The 24,034-nt window shown below is 74.2% G+C and carries 18 protein-coding genes and 1 pseudogene; 9 read left to right on the top strand and 10 right to left on the bottom strand.

Annotated elements, in window-relative coordinates; genetic code table 11:
- Positions 1-134: 134 nt before the first annotated feature.
- Positions 135-2,615 (bottom strand): PQQ-binding-like beta-propeller repeat protein, encoded by a 2,481-nt coding sequence (locus AB0O07_RS16815; protein ID WP_365633306.1) that lies wholly within the window; start codon positions 2,613-2,615, stop codon positions 135-137.
- Between the two features lie 450 nt (positions 2,616-3,065).
- Positions 3,066-3,851 (bottom strand): annotated as a pseudogene (locus AB0O07_RS16820) (VOC family protein); the annotation flags it as partial.
- A 421-nt stretch (positions 3,852-4,272) separates the two neighbouring features.
- Between AB0O07_RS16820 and AB0O07_RS16825 the strand changes: the two are divergent.
- Positions 4,273-4,920 carry a TetR family transcriptional regulator gene (locus AB0O07_RS16825; RefSeq protein WP_365633309.1) on the top strand — a complete coding sequence of 216 codons (648 nt, stop codon included), beginning with the start codon at positions 4,273-4,275 and terminating at the stop codon, positions 4,918-4,920.
- A gap of 249 nt (positions 4,921-5,169) precedes the next feature.
- A complete protein-coding gene (locus AB0O07_RS16830) occupies positions 5,170-6,384 on the top strand; it encodes an NAD(P)/FAD-dependent oxidoreductase (protein WP_365633311.1) in 1,215 nt (404 codons plus the stop codon).
- Here the strand turns inward: AB0O07_RS16830 and AB0O07_RS16835 are convergent.
- The gene (locus tag AB0O07_RS16835) at positions 6,344-7,687 is read right to left on the bottom strand and encodes an MFS transporter (protein ID WP_365633314.1); all 1,344 of its coding nucleotides are present in this window, start codon (positions 7,685-7,687) and stop codon (positions 6,344-6,346) included. The genes AB0O07_RS16830 and AB0O07_RS16835 overlap by 41 nt on opposite strands.
- Before the next feature lie 59 nt (positions 7,688-7,746).
- On the opposite strand from AB0O07_RS16835, the gene AB0O07_RS16840 reads away from it, so the two are divergent.
- The gene (locus tag AB0O07_RS16840) at positions 7,747-8,859 is read left to right on the top strand and encodes a helix-turn-helix domain-containing protein (protein WP_365633317.1); all 1,113 of its coding nucleotides are present in this window, start codon (positions 7,747-7,749) and stop codon (positions 8,857-8,859) included.
- Between the two features lie 64 nt (positions 8,860-8,923).
- Here AB0O07_RS16840 and AB0O07_RS16845 read toward each other — a convergent pair whose 3' ends face one another.
- From AB0O07_RS16845 to AB0O07_RS16855, 3 genes are all read right to left on the bottom strand, one after another.
- On the bottom strand, positions 8,924-9,424 hold the full coding sequence (locus AB0O07_RS16845) for an ATP-binding protein (RefSeq protein ID WP_365633320.1): 501 nt from the start codon (positions 9,422-9,424) through the stop codon (positions 8,924-8,926).
- Positions 9,425-9,940: 516 nt separating this feature from the next.
- A complete protein-coding gene (locus AB0O07_RS16850) occupies positions 9,941-10,459 on the bottom strand; it encodes an EF-hand domain-containing protein (protein ID WP_365633323.1) in 519 nt (172 codons plus the stop codon).
- 145 nt (positions 10,460-10,604) lie between these two features.
- Entirely contained in the window at positions 10,605-10,979 is a 375-nt protein-coding gene (locus tag AB0O07_RS16855; RefSeq protein ID WP_365633326.1) for an STAS domain-containing protein, read from the bottom strand.
- 290 nt (positions 10,980-11,269) lie between these two features.
- Between AB0O07_RS16855 and AB0O07_RS16860 the strand changes: the two genes are divergently transcribed.
- Together AB0O07_RS16860 and AB0O07_RS16865 are read left to right on the top strand one after the other, a co-directional pair.
- Positions 11,270-11,872 carry a sigma-70 family RNA polymerase sigma factor gene (locus tag AB0O07_RS16860; protein WP_365633329.1) on the top strand — a complete coding sequence of 201 codons (603 nt, stop codon included), beginning with the start codon at positions 11,270-11,272 and terminating at the stop codon, positions 11,870-11,872.
- A complete protein-coding gene (locus tag AB0O07_RS16865; protein ID WP_365633332.1) occupies positions 11,869-13,257 on the top strand; it encodes a DinB family protein in 1,389 nt (462 codons plus the stop codon). Before AB0O07_RS16860 ends, AB0O07_RS16865 begins: the two co-directional genes overlap by 4 nt.
- 82 nt (positions 13,258-13,339) lie before the next feature.
- On the opposite strand, the gene purU is transcribed toward AB0O07_RS16865, so the two are convergent.
- The gene (gene purU / locus AB0O07_RS16870; protein WP_365634228.1) at positions 13,340-14,191 is read right to left on the bottom strand and encodes a formyltetrahydrofolate deformylase; all 852 of its coding nucleotides are present in this window, start codon (positions 14,189-14,191) and stop codon (positions 13,340-13,342) included.
- Positions 14,192-14,421: 230 nt separating this feature from the next.
- Positions 14,422-14,868, bottom strand: a complete 447-nt coding sequence (locus AB0O07_RS16875; protein ID WP_365633335.1) for a hypothetical protein — start codon at positions 14,866-14,868, stop codon at positions 14,422-14,424.
- Between the two features lie 173 nt (positions 14,869-15,041).
- Between AB0O07_RS16875 and AB0O07_RS16880 the strand changes: the two genes are divergently transcribed.
- Positions 15,042-16,340: an ABC transporter substrate-binding protein gene (locus tag AB0O07_RS16880; protein WP_365633338.1), complete on the top strand. Its 1,299-nt coding sequence runs from the start codon at positions 15,042-15,044 to the stop codon at positions 16,338-16,340.
- A gap of 189 nt (positions 16,341-16,529) precedes the next feature.
- On the opposite strand, the gene AB0O07_RS16885 is transcribed toward AB0O07_RS16880, so the two are convergent.
- Entirely contained in the window at positions 16,530-18,356 is a 1,827-nt protein-coding gene (locus AB0O07_RS16885) for a hypothetical protein (RefSeq protein ID WP_365633340.1), read from the bottom strand.
- A 304-nt stretch (positions 18,357-18,660) separates the two neighbouring features.
- The gene (locus AB0O07_RS16890; RefSeq protein ID WP_365633343.1) at positions 18,661-20,043 is read right to left on the bottom strand and encodes a transcriptional regulator; all 1,383 of its coding nucleotides are present in this window, start codon (positions 20,041-20,043) and stop codon (positions 18,661-18,663) included.
- A gap of 379 nt (positions 20,044-20,422) precedes the next feature.
- On the opposite strand from AB0O07_RS16890, the gene AB0O07_RS16895 reads away from it, so the two are divergent.
- From AB0O07_RS16895 to AB0O07_RS16905, 3 genes are all read left to right on the top strand, one after another.
- On the top strand, positions 20,423-21,043 hold the full coding sequence (locus tag AB0O07_RS16895; protein WP_365633346.1) for a bifunctional DNA primase/polymerase: 621 nt from the start codon (positions 20,423-20,425) through the stop codon (positions 21,041-21,043).
- A gap of 176 nt (positions 21,044-21,219) precedes the next feature.
- Positions 21,220-22,032 (top strand): ABC transporter ATP-binding protein, encoded by an 813-nt coding sequence (locus tag AB0O07_RS16900; protein ID WP_365633349.1) that lies wholly within the window; start codon positions 21,220-21,222, stop codon positions 22,030-22,032.
- The gene (locus AB0O07_RS16905) at positions 22,029-23,771 is read left to right on the top strand and encodes a transporter (RefSeq protein ID WP_365633351.1); all 1,743 of its coding nucleotides are present in this window, start codon (positions 22,029-22,031) and stop codon (positions 23,769-23,771) included. The genes AB0O07_RS16900 and AB0O07_RS16905 overlap by 4 nt, the downstream gene beginning before the upstream one ends.
- Positions 23,772-24,034 lie beyond the last annotated feature (263 nt).

Below are 24,034 nucleotides of genomic sequence, written 5' to 3' on the forward strand. Positions count from 1 at the left end.
GGCCCCGCGCGCCGCGCCCGCCCCGCGCGCGCCTCCGCCCCGTGTCCGTACGCCCCGCACATCCGTACGCCGCGTACGCCGCGCCGCGGGCCTCCGCGCGGGGGCGTCCCGCGACTCGGCGTGCCCCGCCCGGGTCAGCCGCGCCCCGTCGCCGTCCCCTTCACCGCGTCCAGCGCGTACACGCACCGGTCCTTGCTGCACGCGTACACCACGCCGCGCCGGGCCACCGGTGAGCCGGTGATCTCGCCGCCCGTGGCGAGCTTCCAGCGGAGCTGGCCGCCGCTCGCGTCCAGCGTGTAGAGCACGTGGTCGGCGGAGCCGAAGTGGAGCCGTCCCTCCGCGACGACCGGGGCGCCGATGACCTCGCCGCCCGCCGCGAAGCGCCACTTGGGCGTGCCGGTGACCGCGTCCAGGGTGTAGAGGGCACTGCCGCTGCCGACATGGACATTGCCGTCGGCGACGAGGACCGGCTCGATCGACTGCCGGGACTCGGTGGCGATCCGCCAGCGGTCCTTGCCGGTGGTCGCGTCCAGCGCGTACACCGTCCCCAGGTAGTCCGCGAGGTAGACACCGCCGCCCGTGACGGCGGGGCCCGGCGCGAAGGCGGGCGGGGAGAGGAAGACGGCGGGCGCCTCGAAGTGCCAGCGGACATGGCCGCTGACGAGGTCGATACAGAGCACCCGGGGTCCCGCCGAGACGTACAGATAGCCGTCGGAGGCGGGGGTCACCCGGACCGGGACGCCGCCGCAGGAGGCCGCGTCGCCGATCGGGTACGACCAGAGCTCGGTGCCCGAACGGGCATCCAGCGCCTGGAGCCGGGCGTCCTTCCAGACGAAAACCGTGCCCTCGTGGACCGTCGGCCCCGACTCCGGGGTCTCGAAGTCCGTCTGGGCGCCCGCGATCTCCCAGAGCCGCTCGCCGTTGGACGCCTCCCACGCCTGGACGCCGCCGCCGCGCGTGCCGGTGACGACCGTGCCCCGGTCGACCTTGAGGGAGTAGACCCAGGAGGTGGTCTGGAGCCGCCAGCGCTCGGCGCCGGTCGCGCCGTCGAGCGCGTAGAGCGTCGGGCCGTCGGAGGCGTGGATACGGCCGCCCGCCACCGCCATCGCCCAGGCCACGTCGCGGGTCTTGAACTGGCGGCGCCCGCTGCCCACGTCCAGCGCGTGGACCTCGAAGGAGGTGACGTAGAGCAGGTCGCCGTCGACGACCGGGGTGCCCCACACGTCGTTGGACATCCGGAACCGCCAGGGCCGCCAGCGCGGCGGCGCGGCCGGCAGGTCCGGCGGGTGGGCCGGGACCGGCAGCCCCGGCATGGGCGGGTGCGGCTGGGTGGCGGCGCCGACGCCGAACGGCGGCTCCGGGGCCAGCGCGCCGCCGGGCGGGCGGACCCAGCCGGTGGCGGCGCCCGCGTCCGCGACGGCGTGCGCGTCGGCGACCCGGGGCCCGGGGCCGATCGGGACGGGCGCGCCCGGGAGCCGCACCGGGCCGAGCGAGGGCGCGGCGGCCGGCAGCGGGGCGGCGGCCTGGAGCGCGGGAAGCCCCGCGCCCGCCTGCTGGCCCGGGCCGGGTCCCGGCGGCCCGGCGTGCGCGGCGGCGGGCGCGGCAGGGGCGCCGCCGTCGGGGCGCCAGGCGGCGTCCCAGTCCGGCATCTGCGCGGGCCGGGGCGGCGGCTGGTGCGCGGGCTGCGGGGGGACGGGCGCGGGACGCGAGGGCGCGGGACGCCCCTCGTAGTAGCGCTCCTCGATCATCGCGGTGGCCGAGGCAGGCAGCCACGCCGAGGCCGTACCGCTGTCGTTGTCGCCCGAGGCGAAGAGGTGCGGAGCGAGCTGCGCCTGGAGATCGGCGGGGGTGGGGCGCAGCCCGGCGTCCATCTGCATACAGGACTCGATGAGGGGTCTCAGCTCGTCCGGCAGCCCCGTCAGGTCCGGGCCCTCGCGGAGCAGCATGAAGACCGTCTCGACCGGGTTGGCGCCGTGGAAGGGGGCGTGTCCGGTGGCGGCGAAGACAAGGGTGGAGCCGAGCGAGAAGATGTCGCTGGCGCCGGTCACGCTACGGGAGTCCCTGGCCTGTTCCGGGGACATGTAGGCGGGGGTGCCGACGGCGACGTTGGTCATGGTCAGCCGGGTGTTGGAGACACCGGAGGCGATCCCGAAGTCGATCACGCGGGGGCCGTCCTCGACCACCAGCACGTTCGACGGCTTCAGGTCGCGGTGGACGAGGTTGGCCCCGTGGATCGACTGGAGCGCCTCGGCGATCCCTGCGGCCAGCCAGCGCACCGCCTGCGCGGGCATCGGGCCGCACTGATTCACTATCTCCTCCAGCGACGGCGCGGGCACATACGCCGTGGCCAGCCAGGGCACGGCGGCCCGTGGATCGGCGTCGACCACGGCGGCCGTGTAGAACCCGCTGACGGCGCGGGCCGCCTCCACCTCGCGGGTGAACCGGACCCGGAAGAGCTGGTCCTCGGCGAGTTCGGTACGGACGGTCTTGATCGCCACGCGGCGGCCGGACGCCGACCGAGCGAGATAGACCAGCCCCATGCCGCCGGCCCCGAGGCGCCCCAGCACCTCGAAAGGGCCGATACGCCGCGGGTCGTGCTGCGTGAGCTGCTCCACTTGCCTGCCACCTCCCCGTACGGGCCACAAAGGTACGGCCCCGTGCCGCCTGATTCTTCCTGCCGGAGGCGGCGGTTGCGAACCCGGGGGCGGATCGGGGTGTCTCGTACCGATCCGGACAACCGCGCACCACGCGCCGCCGCGACGCCCGCGTACACAGAGGATTGTCCCCCGGGTCACCGGCCGAAGTCCCGCCGCCCGCTAATCCCCGGTGCGTTTCCAGCCCCGCAGCCACTTTCTGCCCGCCTCGGGCTCTGATACGGATCCCGGCCCCGATTCCGTCAGGGATTCCCCCGCCGCTTTCCCCTTTTCCCCGGCGGCCGGCTCCCCTGGTCCTCCGCCCGGCGGCCCCGCTTCCCCGCCCGGCGGCTCCCCTGGTCGGCGCCCCTGTCCCCGCTCCCGCTCCCCCGCTCCGGCCGCCGCCGGTTCCGCCGCCCCGGCGCCGCGCTCCTCCAGTACGGCGAAGGAAGCGCCCTGGTCGTCCACGAGGACCGCCATCCGTCCGGACGCGATGTCGAACGGCGGCGCCGTGATCCGGCCGCCCAGCCGGACCGCCGTGCCCGCGGTCCGGTCGCAGTCGGCGACGGCGAAGTAGGTGAGGAAGTGGCCGGGCAGCTCCGCGGGGAAGGCGTCGGTGATCACGCTGCGCCCGCCGATCGCGCCCGCCCCGCCCGGGGGCGCGCCCGCCGGGGTCCAGAGCCGGAAGTCGATGTCGGAGTCCCCGGGCACATCCGTGCCCCGGAAGCCGAAGACGCCCTCGTAGAAGGGGTCCACCCGGTCCTTGTCCCGGGTGTAGACCTCGGTCCAGCAGAAGGAGCCCGGCAGCCCCTTCCGCTCGAACCCCGCGCCGTCCCCGGTCTGCCAGATCCCGAAGACCGCCCCGGCCGGGTCCGCAGCCTGGGCCAGCACCCCGGCGCGCCCGGCCGCCGCCGGCCCCCTGACCAGCCGGCCGCCCGCCTCCTCGATCCGGGCGCTCAGCGCGACGGCGTCGCCGGTCGCGAAGTACACCCCCCACACCGTGGGCATCCGGCCGTCCCGCTTCGCCCCGAGCCCCGCGACCCGCTTCCCTTCGCTGAACGCCTCCGCGTACCGCCGGTACTCCACGAGCCTGGCCTCCGCGTCGGCGGCGGCGCCGAAGGTCCAGCCGAACAGCTCCCCGTAGAAGCGCTTGCCCGCCTCCAGGTCGGGCAGGGAGACCTCGACCCAGCACGGCGTGGACTCGGCGAATGCGGCCATGACCCGGATCCTTCCTTCCCCGAGCGTGTGGCGCCCGTCACAGCAAAGCTAATGCGGGTTGGCCGGAAACGCACCGGAGAGCCTGGGAGACATCAACAGCGACAGAGCGGACGAAATCGAACAACCAGTCCATCGTCCCAGGGTGAAACGACCGCCACCCCAAGTTATCCACCGAACTCATCCACAGGCTGTTGATAACACTAATCCCTGTGGATAACTCGCTCAGGGGCTCCGTCGGGACCCTGTCCGGTCCCCGCCGGGGACCCGGCCAGGAACCCCGCCGGGGACCCCGCCAAGGACCCCGCCGGAAACCCTCCCGGACCCCCCTCCGGCACCCGCCCGCGCCCCCGCGAGAGATGGCCGATTCCCCATTTGCACTCGGCCAAATCGCGCTCCGATCACCCCTCGGTAAGCTGACGGCATGACAGGACAAGTGCGCACCGTCGACGGCCGCGTGGCCGGTCGACGCGGGCAGGCGACGCGGCAGAAGCTGCTCGACTGCCTCGGCGAGATGCTCAGCTCCTCGCCGTACAGAGACGTGAAAGTCATCGATGTGGCCCGCAGGGCGGGCACTTCACCAGCCACCTTCTACCAGTACTTCCCGGATGTGGAGGGCGCCGTCCTCGAAATCGCCGAGGAAATGGCCAAGGAGGGAACCGGGTTGACCACCCTGGTCTCCGGCCGCTCCTGGGCCGGCAAGGCCGGGTGGCAGACGGCGGAGGAGCTTGTCGAGGGGTTCCTCGACTTCTGGCGCAAACACGACGCCATCCTCCGGGTGGTCGACCTGGGCGCCGCCGAGGGCGACAAGCGGTTCAACAAGATCCGGATGAAGATCCTCAACTCGGTGACCAACTCCCTTACGGAATCGGTCGCCGAGCTCCAGTCCAAGGGCCGCGTCGACAAGGACGTCAACCCGGCGGCGGTGGCCGGCGCGCTGGTGGTCATGCTCGCCTCGGTCGCCTCGCACCAGAAGGGGTTCCAGAGCTGGGGCGTGAAACAGGCCGAACTGAAGCCGAACCTCGCCCTGTTGGTCCATCTCGGCCTGACCGGCAGGAAGCCGACGAAATAGCGCGCTGAAACGATCCGGCACCGGGCCGGAGGGCACGTACGGGCGTGCCCGCCCACTGTCCTGTCACGCCGACGGGGTCCCCCGCCGCCGCTCCCGGCGCGGACCGACCCCGTCGGCGTTCCCGTACCCGGGCCCGCGAGGCCCGTGCCCCCACCGGCGCTCCCCCCACCCCCCCGCGTGACCGATTCGCAACCGGTTTCCCCTCCTTCCGGAACCGAACGGCCCCGCGACGCCATACGCTCAGTTCTCATGTCTGCCGCTTTCGACCTCACCGACGACCGCCCCGTGTATGTCATCGGCGGTGGCCCCGGCGGGCTCGCCGCCGCCGCGTGCCTGCGGCAGCAGGGCGTACGCGCCGTCGTCCTGGAGAAGTCGGACGCCGTCGGCGCGTCCTGGCGCGGCCACTACGAGCGGCTCCGCCTGCACACCACCCGGGCCGGCTCCGCGCTCCCCGGACTCGCCGTGCCGCGCTCCTTCGGGCGGTGGGTGCGCCGCGCCGACGTGGTGCGCTATCTGGAGAAGTACGCCGTCCACCACGGCCTGGAGATCGTCACCGGCGTCGAGGTCACCCGTGTCGAACGCGCCCCCGACTCCGCCGACTGGCTGCTGCACGCCACCGGCGGACGGCAACTGACCGGGCGCGCGGTGGTCGTGGCGACCGGTTTCAACCACACGCCCCGGCTCCCCTCCTGGCCGGGCCGGGAGGCGTACGAGGAGGCCGGCGGCACCCTGCTGCACGCCGCCGCCTACCGCGAACCCGCCCCGTACGCCGGGCAGGACGTCCTGGTCGTGGGCGTCGGCAACACCGGCGCCGAGATAGCCGTCGACCTCGTCGAGGGCGGCGCGGCCCGGGTGCGCCTCGCCATCAGGACCGTCCCGCACATCCTGCGCCGCTCCACCCTGGGGTGGCCCACGCAGCGGACCGGCATCCTGATCCGCCGGCTGCCGACCCGGCTGGTCGACGGGGCCGCCGGGGTGCTGGCCAAGGTGGCGGTCCCCGATCTGAGCGCACAGGGGCTGCCGCGCCCGCGCACCGGTCTCTACACGCGGGCACGGCAGGGCGCGATCCCGGTGCAGGACGTGGGGCTGCTGAAGGCGGTACGGAAGGGGAGAGTCGAGCCGGTCGCCGCGGTGGACTCCTTCGAGGGGACCGAGGTCGTCCTCACCGACGGCTCCCGGATCTCCCCCGACGCCGTCATCGCGGCGACCGGCTACCGCCGCGCGCTGGAGGGCCTGGTGGGCCATCTGGACGTGCTCGACGAGCGGGGCCGCCCCCTCGTCCACGGCCGCCGCTCCCCCCAGCACGCCCCCGGCCTCTACTTCACCGGCTTCACCAACCCCATCAGCGGCAACCTCCGCGAGCTGGGGCTCGACGCCCCCCGGATCGCCAAGGCGATCGCCCGCCGCGACCGGAAGGCGGCGGCTACCCCGCGGCGGCAGCCTCCGCCGGCCGTCCCCGCCTGATCACCAGCGCCATCAGGGCTGCGACCGCGCACAGAGCGCCCGAGGCGTACCAGATCACGTCGTACGTGCCGAAGAGGTCCCGGGTCAGGCCGCCGACGAAGGCGACGACCGCCGCGCCGACCTGGTGCGAGGCGAGCACCCAGCCGAAGACGATGACGCTGTCCGCGCCGTAGTGCTCACGGCAGAGGGCGATGGTCGGGGGCACGGTGGCGACCCAGTCCAGCCCGTAGAAGACGATGAAGAAGACCATCGGGGGGTGGACGGCCGGCGCGAGCAGCATCGGCAGGAAGAGCAGCGAGAGGCCGCGCAGCGCGTAGTAGACGGCGAGCAGCCGGCGCGCCTCGAAGCGGTCGGTGAACCAGCCGGAGGCGACGGTTCCGACGACGTCGAAGACGCCGATGACGGCGAGCAGCGAGGCGGCGGCCGTGACGGGCATGCCGTGGTCGTGCGCCGCCGGTACGAAGTGGGTCTTGACCAGGCCGTTGGTGGAGGCGCCGCAGATCGCGAAGGTACCGGCGAGCAGCCAGAACGGCCCCGTACGGGCGGCCGAGAAGAGCACCGAGAGGGCGCGCCGGGCGGCGCCGGGCACCGGGGCGGGCTTCGGGGTGAACTCCGCGGCGCCGTACGGGGCGAGGCCCACATCGGCCGGGTGGTCGCGGAGCAGCAGCCAGACGAGGGGGACGACGGCGAGCGCGGTCAGCGCGACGGTGACGGCGGCGGGGCGCCAGCCGTGCGTCTCGACCAGCCAGGAGAGCAGCGGCAGGAAGACGAGCTGCCCGGAGGCGCCGGCGGCGGTCAGGATGCCGGTGACCAGGCCGCGCCGGGCCACGAACCAGCGGTTGGTGACGGTCGCGGCGAAGGCCAGCGCCATGGAGCCGCTGCCGAGGCCGACCAGGACGCCCCAGTAGAGCACCAGTTGCCAGGCCGTGGTCATCCCGACGGTGAGCAGCGCGCCGGCCGCGATCACGCTCAGCGCGACGGAGACGACCCGGCGGATCCCGAACCGGTCCATCAGGGCGGCGGCGAACGGCGCGGTCAGCCCGTACAGCGCCAGGTTGACGGAGACGGCGAACCCGATCGTCCCGCGCGACCAGGCGAATTCGCCGTGCAGCGGCTCGATCAGGAGCCCGGGGAGCGAGGCGAAGGCGGCGGCGCCGACGATGGTCACAAAGCTGACGGCGGCGACGAGCCACGCCCGGTGGATCCGGCCGGGCGCGCGCGGGGCCGGCCCGGGAGCGCCCCTCTTCGGGGAGGGCTCCGCCTGCGGGTTCACCGGGGTCACGTGGGTCACGTCCGCCAGCATCGGGCGTGGGATCCGGCCGTACGAGTGGCCGGAGGGACACCCTTCGCTAGGATCGGGCCATGCCCTCCCCGCACCGCGTCGTCGTCCTCGCCCTCCCCGGCGTCATCCCCTTCGAACTCGGCATCCCGCAGCGGATCTTCGGCGGCGCGCGAGCGGAGGAACGCGATGAACGGGGCGAGAGGGAGGAACGGGGTGAGAGGGAGGAACGGGGTGAGCGAGGCGGGAGAGACGAACGAGGCGAACGGGAGCCCCTCTACACCGTGGTGACCTGCACCGCCGGGGCCCCCGGCGCCGTCCCCACCGACGCCGACTTCTCGATCCTGGTGGAGCACGGCCCCGAGGCGCTGGCCGAGGCCGACACCGTGGTCGTCCCGGCCTCGTACGCGCTCGGCCCGGTCCGGACGCGCGGCGTGCTCACCCCGGAACTCGCCGCCGCGCTCGGCCGGATCCGGCCGGGGACCCGGCTGGTCTCGATCTGCACGGGCAGCTATGTGCTCGCCGCCGCCGGGTATCTGGACGGGCGGCCCGCCACCACGCACTGGGCCTCGGCCGCGGCGTTCCAGCGGCTCTTCCCGAGGGTCGCGGTCGACCCCGACGTGCTCTTCGTGGACGACGGCGACGTGCTCACCTCGGCGGGGGTGGCGGCCGGGATCGACCTCTGTCTCCATATCGTGCGCCGGGACCACGGGGCCGCCGTCGCCAACGCGGTGGCGCGCCGTTCGGTCGTACCGCCGCACCGGGACGGCGGCCAGGCCCAGTACGTCCGGCGCCCGCTCCCCGAACCGGGCACGGCGACCACCGGCGCGGCGCGGGCCTGGGCGCTGGCCCGGCTCCATGAGCCCATCCAGCTCCGGGACCTGGCCGAGCGGGAGTCGATGTCGGTACGGACCTTCACCCGCCGCTTCCGCGAGGAGGCGGGCGTCAGCCCGGGGCAGTGGCTGGTCCGCCAGCGGGTCGAGCGGGCCTGTCTGCTGCTGGAGTCGACGGACCTGTCGGTCGACCGGATCGCGCGGGACGCGGGCTTCGGCACCGCGCAGTCGATGCGCCAGCACCTCCAGGCGGCGGTGGGCGTCCCGCCGTCGGCCTACCGCCGCACCTTCCGCACCCGGACCGGTCCCCCGGATCCGGAGCCGGCCCCGGCCCCGGCCTCGGATCCGGCCCCGGCTCCGTAGGGGAGCGGCCGGAGGGCCGGCCGCGGGCGGCAGGGGCGCGGCGGCGGGCGGGACGGCCGGGGCCTCAGGCCGGGCGCGGGATGCCGTACGTGGGGTGGGGGTGGTACGGAGCGGAGCGGCGGGCCGGGGCCGGGGCCGGGGCGGGACGGGGGGTGTCCTGGGGGATGCCCCGGTCCACCTCGCACCAGATGCGCTTGCCCGCGCCCTCCGGCTGCCAGCCCCACCGGTCGGCGAGGCCGTCCACCAGCTCCAGGCCGCGGCCGTTCGTGTCCTCGCCCGCGGCGTGGCGCGGCCGGGGCGGCGCGGCGCTGATGTCGGCGACCTCCACCCGTACCGTGCCGGCCTCCGCCGCGCCCGAGCCGAAGAGCATCCGCAGCACGGCCGGACAGCCGGTGTGCACCACGGCGTTGGTCACCAGCTCCGAGATGAGCAGGATCAGCGTCTCCGCGACCGGCTCGTCATCTCTCACACCTGATCCGACCAGCCTCGATCTGGCCCATCTGCGGGCCCTCCCCACCTCCGCGGGGTCGGGCCCGATCTCCAACTGAACCTGAAGCACCTGCACCGCTCACACCATCCGAACCGGCGGACACATAGCCTCGCGCCTCGACAGGTTTCTCGATGAGATCACCGAACGTGATTTCCTTGCGAGACAGCATGGTTGACGTACAGTCACCGCAACAAGCGCTTCGGGCATATTCCAGCGCGAAGGAGTATGCGTAGTGCATACTGTGCGACGCACGCTGCGGGGAGTCGAACACGGGAGCGCACAGCGCGTTCGCGCCGTGCGAGCGGCGCACTTACGGAGCGCGGGGGGTGCCGTAACCGCCCCGTCGCGCCCTTCGCGCCTCGCTGCCTCTCGCATCCAAGGGAGGGTACCGGAGCGCGCACGCGACTCCGGCGTGTGACGGGGAACCGTAAGGACACAACCCGGTATCGACCTCGTCCGTCCCCCTCTCACCACGGACGGTGACAGAGGAGATGGCTGAGGCCAACGCTTCCGGGGTGATCGGAAGCGGGCCCGTTCCGTACTGGAGATGTCGCGAAGGGACGCGATTCGGTCTTCCGGTCCCCGGTCCGGCTAGGGCTCCGGGGTCACGTAGTACGCGGCGAGGCCGCTCAGGATCTCCGCCTCGCCGATCGCGCCGTCCCCGTCCGCGTCCAGCTCGCGCGCCACCGGCGCCGCCACCTCGGGCGCCACGCCCAGGACCTTCAGGGCGCGCGCCGCCGCCGCCACGGAGACCGAGCCCGCGGGGGCCTCCCCCGCCGCCACCGCGATCGCCGCCGACAGGAACGGGCGCGCGATCTCGGCGAACCGCTCGGGGTTGTCCCGCAGCCGCTTCACCGCGCCGGTCACGAACTCCTCGCGGCTGACCCGCTGGTCGCCGTCGACATCCGCGATCCCGGCCATCCCCTGCCAGAACGCCTCGGCGCCGCTGTAGAGCGCCTGCCCCCGGTCGGAGCGGGCCGTGACGCCGAACTCGGCGAGCAGCGCCGCCGCGGCCCCGCTGAAGTCCTCCCGGTCGATGTACCCGCTGCCGTCCTGGTCGAATGCGGCGAACCTGGAGGCGATCTTGCCCTCGTATTCTGCGCTGTCCATGGCGGGAGCGTACGACGGCGGAGGGCGCCGATGTGGTCGCTTGGCCGGAAGCCACAGGAAGGACATCGGCGATCGACAGGCGGAAAAGCCCAGTTCGGGGCGGTCTTCGCGGCGACGCCCGGGGTGCCCGGCGCACCTCGTACCGCTACGCCGAGAGCGGCTGCGCCTCCGTGTCGACGGCGCTGGGCAGGTCCGGGAAGACCTCGAAGAGCCGGCGTACGCCCAGCGCGGCCAGCACCCGGTTGACGTGCGAGCCCTCCTCGGAGCCGCGCGCGGGCAGGATGAGGCGGAGGCTGCCCCGGCAGGAGTGGAGCAGCCTGCGGGACGCGATCAGGACACCGACGCCACTGGAGTCGCAGAAGAACACGCGCGAGAGGTCGAGCACCAGTTCGTGCCGTCCCTCGGCCACCGCGTCATGGACGCGCTGCCGGACTTCGGGCGAGGTCACGAGGTCCAGCTCGCCGGTGATGTGCAGCACGGTCCAACCGCCCTGCTCCGACTCGTTCACCTTGAGCGTCACGCGTCTGAGCCCTTCTCCTCGGAGGATGGGACGATCCGGAAGTCTTGCTTCCCGACCGCGCCTGCCCTTCTGGGCCGGGCCGAAACATCGCGACCGCTTGTAAGGGCGCACTTACCGCAAAGGGGCGTGCGCTGTCGGTGATGCCCACTACATTCGATGGGACGGTGGGGCCGGTCTTCGGCATCATGTCCTCGGACAGACGGGACGGGCACACGGCGGGCACGGCGGGTACGACAGGTACGACGGGTACGGGGAAGCACGAGGGCCAGGGGAACAGGGCTGGGGGTCGGATGGCGAAGAACACACCACCCCGCTGGGACCGCTTGATGCAGCAGCGGCTGACGCGGGGCGAGGCGGCTGCGCTCGGCGAGTTGTACGACCGGTACGCGTCCCTCGTACGCGACCTCGCCCACCGGGTCCTGGACGACGACGCCGCGGCCGACCGCGTCACCCGCGAGGTATTCGGTCATGTCTGGGAGAACCCGGACGCATACGATCCCCAGCAGGGCTCCCTCCGCTCCTGGGTGGCGAACATCACACAGGAACTGGCCGTCCGGCGGCTCCGCGAGACCGAGCGCGAGGCGCTCCGGGCGAGCGGCGGCGCGGGCTCGGCGGAGGAGGCCGAGGAGGTCGAGGCGAAGATACGGCGCGCCTCGGCGGTGGCCCGCGCCGACTACATCGTCAGGTCGATGCCCAAACCCCTGCTCAACGCCTTGCGGCTGGCCTACTTCGAGCGCCGCGACTGCCGGCAGACCGCCGCCGACCTGGGCGTCACGGAGGACGAGGCGCGGCGCCGGCTCCGGCTGGGCCTGCAACTCCTCTCCACGGCCAACACCCGGGCCGGCGAAGGCCTCTCGCCGCCGGAACCGCTGGGAAACGGACGCCCCCGGTGACCGGCCCGCTGGACGGCGGCCAGCACGACGGCCGCGAACCCGAAGACCCGCCGCGCTACCTGCGGATACCCGGCCCCAGGGCGGCCGGCGACGACCTGGAGCCCCCGGATCCGGAGCCCCCGGATCCGGCGAAGCCATCGGACCCGGCGGAACCGGCGGATCCGGCGAAGCCATCGGGGCCGGCGGGCCCTGCCGCGCCGGGGGCGCCGGATCGCCCCGTACCAGAGCAGCCGGAGGCTCCCGCCGTACGGGCCGACCCGGCGGCCGGCTCCGCGCACGCGCTCCCCCGCCTCACCCACAAGGTGCTGAAGTCGCTCCTCGGCGCCTGGGCGCTCGCCGCCTGTTCCGCCGCCGAGACCGGGCTCGTCGAGGATCACCTCACCGAGTGCGCGCCCTGCGCCGAGGAGGCGCTGCGGCTGCGGGACGCCGTCGGACTGCTGCACCCCGAGAGCAGCCTCGACCTCGACCCGCTGCTCCGCGCCCGGGTGCTGGAGGAGTGCCTCGGCCGCCGCCCGGCCCGGGTCCCGGTGCCCAACTGGGCCGCGCCGTACGACGCCGAGACCGCCCGGCTCGACGCGCTGCTCCGCGACATCCCCGCCCACGACTGGCACGCCCCGGTACGGCTGCGGTGGTTCGGGAACGAGCGGACGGCCGTACGGAAGACGACGGTCGCCGGGGTGCTGGGTCATCTGCTGACCGTGGACGGGCTGGTCGCGACGGCCGTCGGGCTCGACGACCCGCTGGGCCCCGGCGCGCCCGTCGACCCGACCGAGCGTACGGAGGTGTTCTGGGACTCCGCGACGCCGCCGCCCACCCGGGCGCTCCACGAACCCTGGCGGGAGCAGAGCCACGCCCTGATCCGTACGGTCTCCTTCGCCGACCGGGGCGTGGCCGAACTGTCGGTGACGTACGGGGAGTTCGCCCTGCCCCTGCGGGACGCGCTGCTGGAGCGGGCCTTCGAGTGCTGGATCCACGGCACGGACATCGCGGAGGCGGTGGCCTACCCGTACGATCCGCCGAGCGGCCCGTATCTCTCCGCGATGATCGACCTGGGCGCGCGGCTGCTCCCCGGGGCGCTCGCGGTGCGCCGCAGGGCCGGGCTGGCCGCCCCGGCGAAGGAGCTGGTCACGGCGGGGTCGCCGGGCCGCTCGCTGCGGCTGCTGGTGGAGGGGCCCGGCGGCGGGGACTGGTACATCCCGCTGGACTCCCCGGCGGCGCTGGGCAGCCGGGAGCTGTCGGTGGGCGAGGTGGCGCTCGACGCGGTCGAGTTCTGCAGCGTGGTGGCCGGGCGGGTCTCGCCGGAGGACGCGGCGGCCGGGCAGGACGGCGACCGGGAGGCGATCCGGGACGTCCTCTTCGCCGCGGCGGCGATGAGCCGGCTCTGAGCGGCGGACGGCCCCGGGCGGGGACGAGCGGTGGACGGCTCCGGGCGGGGACGGCTCCGGGCGGGTCCCCGCCGGGCGGGGCTCAGGCGAAGACGACCGTACGGTGGCCGTTGAGCAGGATGCGGTGCTCCGCGTGCCACTTCACCGCGCGGGCCAGCGCCTGGCACTCCACGTCCCGGCCGATCGCGACCAACTGCTCCGGGGTGACCTGGTGGCCGACGCGCTCCACGCCCTGCTCGATGATGGGGCCCTCGTCGAGGTCGGCGGTCACATAGTGCGCCGTTGCGCCGATCAGCTTCACGCCCCGGGCGTGCGCCTGGTGGTACGGCTTGGCGCCCTTGAAGCTGGGGAGGAAGGAGTGGTGGATGTTGATGATCCGGCCGCTGAGCCGCTTGCAGAGGTCGTCGGAGATGACCTGCATGTAGCGGGCGAGGACGACCAGCTCCACGCGCTCGGCCCGGACCAGCTCCAGCAGCTCCGCCTCGGCCTCGGCCTTGGTGTCCCTGGTCACCGGGATGTGGTGGAAGGGGATGTCGTACGAGGCGGCCAGCTCGGCGAAGTCCGTGTGGTTCGACACGACGGCCGCGACCTCCACCGGGAGCGCTCCGGTGGACGCCCGGAAGAGGAGGTCGTTGAGGCAGTGGCCGAACTTGCTGACCATGAGGAGGATCCTCATCCGCTCCTCGGGCCGGTGGATCGCCCACTCCATCCGGAAGGCGTCCCCGATCGCCGCGAAGCTCGCCCGCAGCTTCGCCACGCTCACCGGCGCCTCCGCCGAGAAGTGCACGCGCATGAAGAAGAGCCCGGTGTCGCGGTCGCCGAACTGCTGGCTGTCCACGATGTTGCAGCCGGTCATGAAGAGGTAGCTCGACACGGCGTGCACGATGCCCTCTTTGTCCGGGCAGGAGAGGGTCAGCACGTACTGGTCGGGCACCCCCGACCCGGACTCGGCCCCGGACGTGCCGGGCTCGGCGGAGCTGGACTCGGACGCGGACTCGGCGGCGGGCTGCGCGGCGTTGCTCATGACCCCTAAGGATCCCACACCGCCGCGCCCCGTCCGGTTCGGGCCTCGGGCCCCGGTCCCGGGCCCCGGTCCTCGGCCCGGGGCATCGGGCGCCGGTCCCGGGCGCCGGTCCTCAGGCCTCAGGCCTCAGGCCTCAGGCCTCAGGCCGACCGTGTCACGATCCGCAGCACGTCCAGCGACTGCGGCAGCGTGTCCGGGTCCTCCCCGTCGGCCGCCGCCAGCCGTACGTGCGCCTCGCGCGCCGCCCGGACCGCCTCCGGCCAGCCGTGGTGCTCCAGATAGGCGGAGACCGGCGCGTCCGCGCCGACCTGGTGCATGATGCGGAGCACGCGCAGCACGGCGACATCGACGAGCGCGGCCTCGCCGGAGTCGCGGAAAATCGTTCCGACGTACTTCTCGGCGGACCAGTTGTCCAGCCAGGTGTCCTCGACCAGGCGGTACACGGCGTCGGTGACGTCGCCGTACCCCTCCCGGCCGGCCAGCCAGTACTCGTGATGGAAGACGGGATCGGAGAGCATGTGCAGCGCCGAGCGCACATTGCTGCGCCAGCGCCACCACGGCATGTCGTTGAGCGGCATGCCAGCCATGGTGGGGGAGCGACGGGCACGACGGGAAGAGTTCTCGGAACCTTGCTGCACCCGTCCGACTCTACGGTCCGGGGCGCGGCGCCCCCCACGGCCCCCGGTATTCACCTCCACGCCACCCGCCGTTGAACCGGACTCATCGCCCAGTTCCCCGCGGGGCAGGAGCGTAATGGGCTATGACCGGTCGGCGACGCCTCTCCTCCCTCCCGTCTCTCCCGTCCTTCCCGTCCCTGCGCCCGCTCCGGAGAGGTGGCGCGGCGCTGCTCGCCCTCGCCACCCTCCTGACCGGCTGCGGTCTGCTGCCGGGGAACTCCGGCGGCGGGCAGAGCGAGGTCACGGTGATGACCTGGGCGCCGATCGGGACCAACGCGACCAACCTGCCGGGCATGCCGGCGATGGCGGAGGCGTACGCGCGCTGGGCCGACGAGGAGGGCGGTATCGCGGGCCACAAGCTGCGCGTGCTGACCTGCAACGAGCGGAACGACTCGGCCGGGGCCGCGGAGTGCGCCCGGCGGGCGGTGCGCGAGAAGGCGGTCGCCGTGGTCGGCTCGTACAGCCAGTTCGGCCGGGAGTTCATGGCGCCGCTGGAGGCCGCGGGGATCCCGTACATCGGCGGATACGGCATCAGCGAGGAGGAGTTCACGAGCTTCCTCTCCTACCCGGTCAACGGGGGCCAGGCCACCCTGCTGGCGGGCAGCGGCCGGCAGGTGGCGCGCAACTGCGGCCGTACGGCGCTGGTCCGGCCGGACACGGTGACCGGGGACGACATGCCCGCGCTGATCGACGCCGGGCTGAAGGGCGGCGGCCGGGGCCCGGTCTCCGACATCCGCGCGGCGGAGGACGCCACCGACTACACCCGGCAGGCCGGACTCTCCCGCGAGCGGGCCGGGGACGGCGGCTGTGTGACGGTGGTGCTCGGCGACCGTACGGAGACCTTCTTCGACTCCTACCGCAGGCTCCCCGAGGACGGCAGGACCATCCGGGTCTCCTCGGTGCTGGGCAGCGTCGACCAGTCGCTCATCGACCGGACCGGCGGCAAGGACGGGATCTTCGAGAACGCGTACTTCACCGGCTGGTACCCGGTGGCGGACGACCGGGCGTGGCAGCCGATGCGGACGGTGATCGACAAGTACGCCTTCGGCAACAACGACATCGACCCGGCCGACCCCGGGGTGCAGACCACCTGGATCGCGTACACGGTGCTGCGCAAGGTCATCGAGGCGATCGGCTCGCAGAACATCACCGCCGGCCGTATCACCGACACCCTGGACCGGGGCCTGGAGGTCTCCACGGGCGGCCTGACCCCCACCCTCCGCTGGCGCTACGAGGACATGCTCGGCACCCCGGGCTTCCCCAGGATCATCAACGCGGACGTGACCTTCCAGGTCGTGAAGCAGGGCCGCCTGGTGGCTCAGCGCAAGGGCTTCGTCGACGTGGGCGAAACCCTCCTCGGCGAGTCCCCCGGCGGGGCGTGACGCCCCCCGGCGGCGTGTGACGCCCCCCCGGCGGCACAGGACGCCACCGGCCCCTTACGGGACCCCCCTGCCCTTACGGGACCCCGCGCCGCCCTTACGGGGTCCCGTAAGGGCGGCGGTCCGGCAGGGGTGGGGGTCCGGCAGGGTGGGGGTCCGGCAGGGTGGGGGTCCGGCAGGGTGGGGGTCCGGTCAGAGCTGGGTCGGGGCGCGTTCGGTGAGGTCGTACTTGGTGGCTATGGAGTTCCAGAGGCCCGAGGCCTTCTTCTTCGCCGTGGTGGCCTCGCCGCTGGCGCGGTCGCCCTTGTGGCGTTCCGAGGTGACCCGGGCCTGGCCGTCCTTGCAGCCCTTCTTCTTGCCGACCTGTTTGGCCCAGGCCGCGTAGTGGTCGTCCGCCGAGGCGGAGGCTTCCCAGGCGTCGGTGAGGGACGTGGTCAGGGCCTCGTGGCCGGGAAGCTGGTCGACGGTCAGCTCGTCCAGCCGGGTCTTCAGGCCCCGGCGCTGTTCGGCGGCGGCGTGCAGGTCGGTGGCGGCCTGGTCGAGGTTGTCGCAGGTGCGGATGGAGTTGACCGCGTTGATCACGGACTCGCGGCTGCTGCTGCTGTCCGCGAGGAGCTTGTCGAGCGCCTCGGCCTGGGTCCTGACCGGGTCCGGGGCCTCCTCCTGGGCCGGGGACTCCTCGGTGGTCCCGGGCGAGGACGATGACGCGACGGTCGTGCTGTGCTCCTTCGTGTCGTCGCCCCCGCCGCTCATCAGCGCGCCCGCGCCCAGCCCGAGGGCGACGATGCCCGCGGTGACGGCGGCGATCAGGGGGACCCGGGAGGAGGTGCGGCGCCCGCGTCCCGGCGGGGGGCCGCCGGCCGTGGCGTGGTCCTGGCGCGGGGGCGGGGCCTGGGGCGGCTGGGCGCCCCGGGCGGCCCGGCGTCCGCCGACCGGCGGGGCCTGGGTCTCGATGCGGGGCATCTTCTGGGTGGACTCGGGCGCACCGCCGCCCTCGGAGCGGAAGAGGTTGTCGAACTCGGCGGGCGGCGGCCGGTCACCGGGGGCGCCGGGCCGTACCCCGTAGGGGGAGGAAGAAGGGGCCGCGACGGGGTCGGGGCCGCCGGGGACGGGCGGGATGAGCTGGGTCGCCTCGGAGTCCGCCCCGCCCGCCCCGGCCGCGGGCACGGGCGGCAGGAACTGGGTCGCGTCGGCCGCGCTGTCCTGGCTCTCGGGCGGCAGTACGCCGGGGCCCTGGCCGCCGGCCGGGATGGGCGCGATGAACTGGGTGGCCTCGGAGTCCGCCCCGGCCGCCGCCGGGGGCATCGCACCGGGCATCGAGCCGGGCATCCCGGCAGGCGGCATTCCGGCGGAGGGCATGGCGCCGGGGGGCGTCGCGGTGACCGGCGGGAGGTACTGCGTGGCGTCCGCGCTGCCGGCCGGCGCGGGGGTCTCGGCGGGCAGCGGCAGCGGCTGGCCGTAGGACGGCGACTGGCCCTGCGGGGTGTGCGGCTGGTGGGCGGGGGCGGCGGCGTGGTGCGGGTCGCCGTACTGCTGGGGCAGCGGCTGACCGTACGACGGGGAGTGGCCCTGCGGGAGCCCCTGGGGCCCCTGGGGCTGCTGGGGCGGGAGGGAGGGGGACGCCCCGTAGGGGTCGCCGCCCGGGGCGCCGTACGAGGGCGCGGGCTCCGGCGCACCGTAACCGCCGTAGGGCCCCGCGCCGTCCTGGACGCCGCCCTGCGGGTAACCCTGCTGGTGGGGCAGGTCGTACGGCTGCGTGCCCTGGGGCGCCCCGTACCCCTGCCCGGCGCCCTGGGCCGGGTCGTGGGCCCCGTAGGGCGCATACGGGGCGTGCGTATCGTGCCCGTACGCCTGCGGCTGGTGCGGCGGCTGCTGGGGCGGCAGCGGGGCCGGCGGCTGGTCCTGGTCCTCGGCGGAGCCGGGGATCCAGGGCCCGCTGCCGTCGCTGGGCAGCACCACGCCCTGCACGGGCCGAGCGGCGGGTTTCTGCGGCTCATCCCCTAGTCCGCTGTGCGTCACCGGGACTCCTACGTGTGGAACGTCTGGACCTACCGAATCGTCGGTTCACGCTACCGGGTGAACCGACTCTTCGAACACACACGCCGGAAGGGTGTCGAACCGGTAACGGCACGGTCCGTGAAACCGCGGATGGAAGGGGCGGTTCCGGGGGCATCCGGGGGGAATCCGGGTGCGTACCGGCGGAATTGGCGGAATGGGCGGAGGGTGCGGGAAGGGCGCGGGGAGGGTACGGGGCGAACTCGGCGGAGGGCACCGACGAGCGCACGGTACGCACACCGCACCCTCACGACACCCCCGCGCCGCCTCAGGCCGCCTGGATCTCCAGCCGTGCGCCGAACTCCCGTACCGCGGGCTCGTCCCCGTACGGCTCCAGCCGCTGCTGGAAGTCGTCCAGATACTCCGCCCCCCGGCTGGAGCGCAGCGTGCCCAGCAGCTCCACCGCGCGGGTGCCGGTCCGGCACGCCTCCTCCACCTCGCGCCGCTGGACCTGCGCCGTCGCCAGCAGGACGAGGCCGATGGCGCGGCGCCGCGCCCGCGACTCCGGGTGGCCGTCCAGCGCCGCCGAGGCATGCCGGGCCGCCGCCTCGGGGCGGCCCAGATCCCGGTAGCAGTGGGCGAGTTCGTCGGAGAGATAGGCGTGGTCGAAGTGGGCGATCCACTCCGGGTCCTCGCCGCTCCCCTCCGCCGTGTGCTCCAGCGCCGTGACGGCCCGGCCCGCCGCCGCCTCGCAGGTGCGGACGTCGCCCATCAGGGCATGGCCGCGCGCCTCCGCCGCGTGGAACATCGCCTGGGCGCGCGGCGGCACCTGACCCCGCGTCCCCTCCTGCGCCGCCCGCGCCAACTGGGCGATCTCGCGCGGGTTTCCGAGCTGCGCGGCGAGATGACTCATGGACGCGGCCAGGACGTACCCCCCGTACCCCCGGTCCCCCGCCGCCTGGGCGAGGCGCAGCGCCTGGATGTAGTAGCGCTGGGCGAGCCCCGGCTGGCCGGTGTCCACCGCCATGTACCCGGCGAGTTCGGTGAGCCGGGAGACGGCGGCGAAGAGCCGGCGGCCGACCGTCTCCCGGTACGAGCCCGCGAGCAGCCCCGCCACCACGCTGTTCAGGTAGTGGACCACCACGGGGCGGACATGGCCGCTGCCGAAGCGGTGGTCCAGGTCGATCAGGGCGCGGGTCATCGCCCGTACCGCCTCGACGTCCGAATCCCCCACCCGGGCCCCGGTGTTGCGGGCGACCGTCGAGTCCGCGCCGGTGATCAGCCAGTCGCGGCTGGGCTCGACCAGCGCGGAGGAGGCCACGGCCGAGCCGGAGAGGAAGTCACGCCGCCCCACATCGCTCCGCCACAGCTCACAGACCTGCTCGATCGCCCCCACGACCGTCGGCGAGAACTGGAGGCCGACCCCCGAGGCGAGGTTCTTGCCGTTGGCCATGCCGATCTCGTCGATCGTGACCGTACGGCCCAGCTTGCGGCCCAGCGCCTCGGCGATGATGCCCGGCGCCCGGCCGCGCGGCTGCTGGCCGCGGAGCCAGCGGGCCACCGACGTCTTGTCGTAGCGCAGGTCCAACCCGCGCTCCGTACCCACCATGTTGACGCGTCGCGCGAGCCCGGCGTTGGAGCACCCGGCTTCCTGGATGAGCGCCTGGAGCCGTTCGTTCGGCTGGCGCGCGACGAGTGGCCTGGCTGCCAATGGATTACCCCCTGTGGCCGCAGTGATCATCTCTGTGAACACTGCCCGGCGAATGTGCGGAGAATGCGCATGTTCGGCGTTAACGCAAATAATCTAGGTCTTTCGGTACGTCCGGAAACTTCCCCCGTCCTCTCCGGAGCTGTCCGGTCGTGGCCCGGCGACACGTCGCCGGCGGCCCCGAACGGTTCCGCGCCGCCGTGCGCTGCCCATATCGTCTCCGACCCCCGGGGCTCGTTACCCGCGTACCGCTCCGCCCCTTCCCGCGCGCCCCCGTACATGCATCGATGCGCCCCATGTGCGGGTTCCGGGGAGACCGCGCGCCGTTCCGCGCCCGTAACCCGCACAGGTGGCGGGAGTTGTGCTCACCGTGGAAGAGACCATGGGAACGCTGGACAGCGCGGTGCGGTACGCGGAGGAGCGGCACTGGGACGTGTTCCCCGGCACCTGGCTGGTACGGGTGCCGGGCGGCGAACAGTGCTCGTGCGGGCGGCCCGAGTGCGGCTCGCCGGGGGCGCACCCGGTGGGGACCGGGTGGGCGGGGCTGGCCACCGGGAGCCCGGCGGCGGTGCGCAGGATGTGGGCGAAGGAGCCGGGGGCTTCGGTGCTGCTGCCGACGGGGCGGACCTTCGACGCGCTGGACGTGCCGGAGGCGGCCGGGTTCCTGGCGCTGGCCAGGATGGACCGGATGAGGGTGTCGCTGGGCCCGGTGACCTGCACCCCGGACCGGCGGGTGGTGTTCTTCGTGCTGGCGGGCGCGGCGGCGAAGACGGAGGCGCTGGTACGGGCGCTGGGCTGGGACCCGGGGGCGGTGGACCTGGTGGTGCGGGGCAAGGGGGGTTACGTGGCCGCGCCGCCGACCCGGGTGGGCGGCCGGGGCGCGGTCCAGTGGGCCCGCCGCCCGACCCCGGCCAACCGGTGGCTGCCCGATGTGGCGGAGCTGATCTCCCCGCTGGCGTACGCGTGCGGCCAGGAGGCGGCGGTCCGGGCCCGGCGGGGGTAGCGGGGGCGGGGGCGGCGAGGGCGAGGACAGCGGGGGCGAGGGCGGCGGGGGCGGGGGGAGCAGGGGGGCGCGGGCGCGGCGGGGGCATGGGGAGGCGGTTTCCGGGTACGTAGGGTGGTTCCCGTATCCCTGGGAGGGATGTCAGGGATTCACCGCACACGGAAGGGTCGTACGTCATGCCGGACCGAACATCAGGAGGGGCGGGCGCGGGGGCGGAGACGGCCCCCGCCGTCCGGGTGGAGGGGCTGTGGAAGCGCTTCGGCGAGCAGATCGCCGTCGCGGGTGTCGACCTGGAGCTGCCCGCGGGCCAGTTCATCGGCCTGGTCGGGCCGAACGGCGCGGGCAAGACGACCACCCTCTCCATGATCACCGGGCTGCTCCGCCCCGACCAGGGCCGGGTCACGGTCGCCGGGCACGACGTCTGGCGGGACCCGGCCCGGGTGAAGGCCGTGATCGGCGTGCTGCCGGAGGGGCTGCGGCTCTTCGAACGGCTCTCCGGGCGCGAACTCCTCGGCTACACCGGGCGGTTGCGGGGGCTGCCCGGCGCCGAGGTGGACAAGCGGGCCGCCCAGCTCCTCGACGTGCTCGACCTGGCGGGCGCCCAGCACAAGCTCGTCGTCGACTACTCGACGGGCATGCGGAAGAAGATCGGGCTGGCCGCCGCGCTGCTGCACAACCCCCAAGTCCTCTTCCTGGACGAGCCGTTCGAGGGCGTCGACCCGGTCTCGGCGCAGACCATCCGGGGCGTCCTGGAGCGCTACACCGCCTCGGGCGCCACCGTCGTCTTCTCCAGCCATGTCATGGAGCTGGTCGAGTCGCTCTGCGACTGGGTCGCGGTGATGGCGGCGGGCCGGATCCGGGCCCACGGCACCCTCGCGGAGGTACGCGGCGACGCGCCCTCGCTCCAGAGCGCCTTCCTCGAACTCGTCGGCGCGCAGGGCCGGGTGGCCGGCGGGGACCACCTCGACTGGCTGGGCGGCACCCGATGACCGGCCCGACGCCGGCCGGGCCGGCGCCCACCGGCCCGACGCCGACAACTCCGACGCCGGCCGCCCCGGCGCCCCCGCCGGCCGGGCCCGCGCTCTCCGCCCCGTACCCCCTGAGCGGGACGCCCGCCGCCTCGTACCCCCTCACCCCCACCCTCGTCCGCCTGAAGCTCTCCCTCCTCCGCAACGGCCTGCGGCAGTCCTCGGGCCGGACGGTCGCGTACATCGGCACCCTGGTCGCCGTCCTGCTCTTCACGGCGGCGCAGGTCACCGGCCTCGTCCTGCTGCGCGGCCACGCCCACGCGGCCACCGTCTCCGTCCTGGTGGCCGCCGTCCTGGCGGTGGGGTGGGCGGTGCTGCCGCTCTTCTTCCCCAGCGGGGACGAGACGCTGGACCCGACGCGGCTGGTGATGCTGCCGCTGCGCCCGGCGCCCCTGGTACGGGCGCTGCTGGTGACGTCCCTGGTGGGGATCGGCCCGGCGTTCACCCTCTCCGTACTGACCGGTGCCGCGTACGCGGCGGCGCGCGGCGCGGGCGCGGTGGCCGTGGCGGTGGTCGCCGTACCGCTGGCGCTGCTGGTGTGCGTGGCCCTGGCGCGGGCCGTCGCCGCGGCCAACATCCGCCTGCTGAGCTCGCGCAAGGGCCGCGACCTGGCCGTCCTCAGCGGCCTGGTGATCGCGGTCGGCGCGCAGTTCGTCAACTTCGCGGCGCAGCGGCTGGGCACGGCGGGCGGCCTGGCGGCGCTCGACCCGGCGGCGTCGGTCGTACGGTGGCTGCCGCCCGCCGCCGCGTTCGGCGCCGTCGACTCCGCGTCCGAGGGCGCCTACGCCCGCGCGGCACTCCAACTCCTCCTTTCGGCAGGCGCGTTGACGGTCCTGCTCTACGCGTGGCAGCGCTCCCTGACGAAGCTGATGACGGCCCCGGACGGCTCGACGCTGGGAGCGTCGGGTCCGGACCGGACGAGAAACGCGAAGGCCGCCCGGGGCGTGGGGCGGCTGCTGACGGCGCTGGTCCCGGAGGGGCGTACGGCGACGGTGATGCGGCGCTCCCTGCGGTACGTGTGGCGCGACCCGAAGACGAAGGCGGCGTGGGCCACTTCGCTGGCGATCGGGCTGATCGTGCCGCTCTTCAACGCGCTCCAGGGCCAGGGCACGCTGTACTTCGCGTGCTTCGCGGCGGGCATGCTCGGCATCCAGATGTACAACCAGTTCGGCCAGGACACCTCGGCGTTCTGGATGGTCGCGCAGACGATCTCCTCGACGCGGGACGCCTATCTGGAGCTGCGGGCGCGGGCGCTCGCCCTGCTGGTGATCACGCTGCCGTACTCGGTACTGGTCACGGTCGCCACGGCGGCGGTCCTGGGCGACTGGCACACGCTGCCGGAGGCGCTGGGGCTCTCGTTCGCGCTGCTGGGCGCGATGCTGGCGACGGGCGCCGTGGCGTCGGCACGCTTCCCGTACTCGATCCCGCAGGACAACGGCTACAAGAACGTCGCCCCCGGCCAGGCGGGTCTGGCCGGGATCTCCATCTTCGGCGGCATGCTCGGCGCGGCCCTCCTCTGCGCCCCGGTCCTGGCCCTGACCATCTGGCTGCACGTCTCGTACACCGCCGCCCCCACCTGGCTCCTCCTCCCCGCAGGCACCGCATACGGCGTCCTGATAGCCCAAGGCGGCCTCCGCCTGGCAGCCCCCCAGACAGCCACCCGCCTCCCGGAGATCCTGGCGGCGGTCAGCAAGGGGTAGGGGTACGGGGCTACGGCGGCAGGGGGCGGGGGCGCGCCGGGGCGGAGGGGCGCCCGGGGGCGGAAGCGGGGGCGCCCAGGGGTTGGGCCCCCGGGGCGGAGGCCCCCGGGGCAGCCCTCGGAGACCGGCCGTCCCCGCCCCTGACGCCCCAGGAACCACAGGCGGGCTACGAGGACGGGTGGCCTGCCCCGGATTTTCCTGCCCAGGAATTCCGGGCCCACAGCCGGACCACGGGTGCCTCCCGCCGGGCCGTTTCCCGTTCC

The organism is Streptomyces sp. NPDC093085, from assembly GCF_040683935.1.
Classification (GTDB): domain Bacteria; phylum Actinomycetota; class Actinomycetes; order Streptomycetales; family Streptomycetaceae; genus Streptomyces.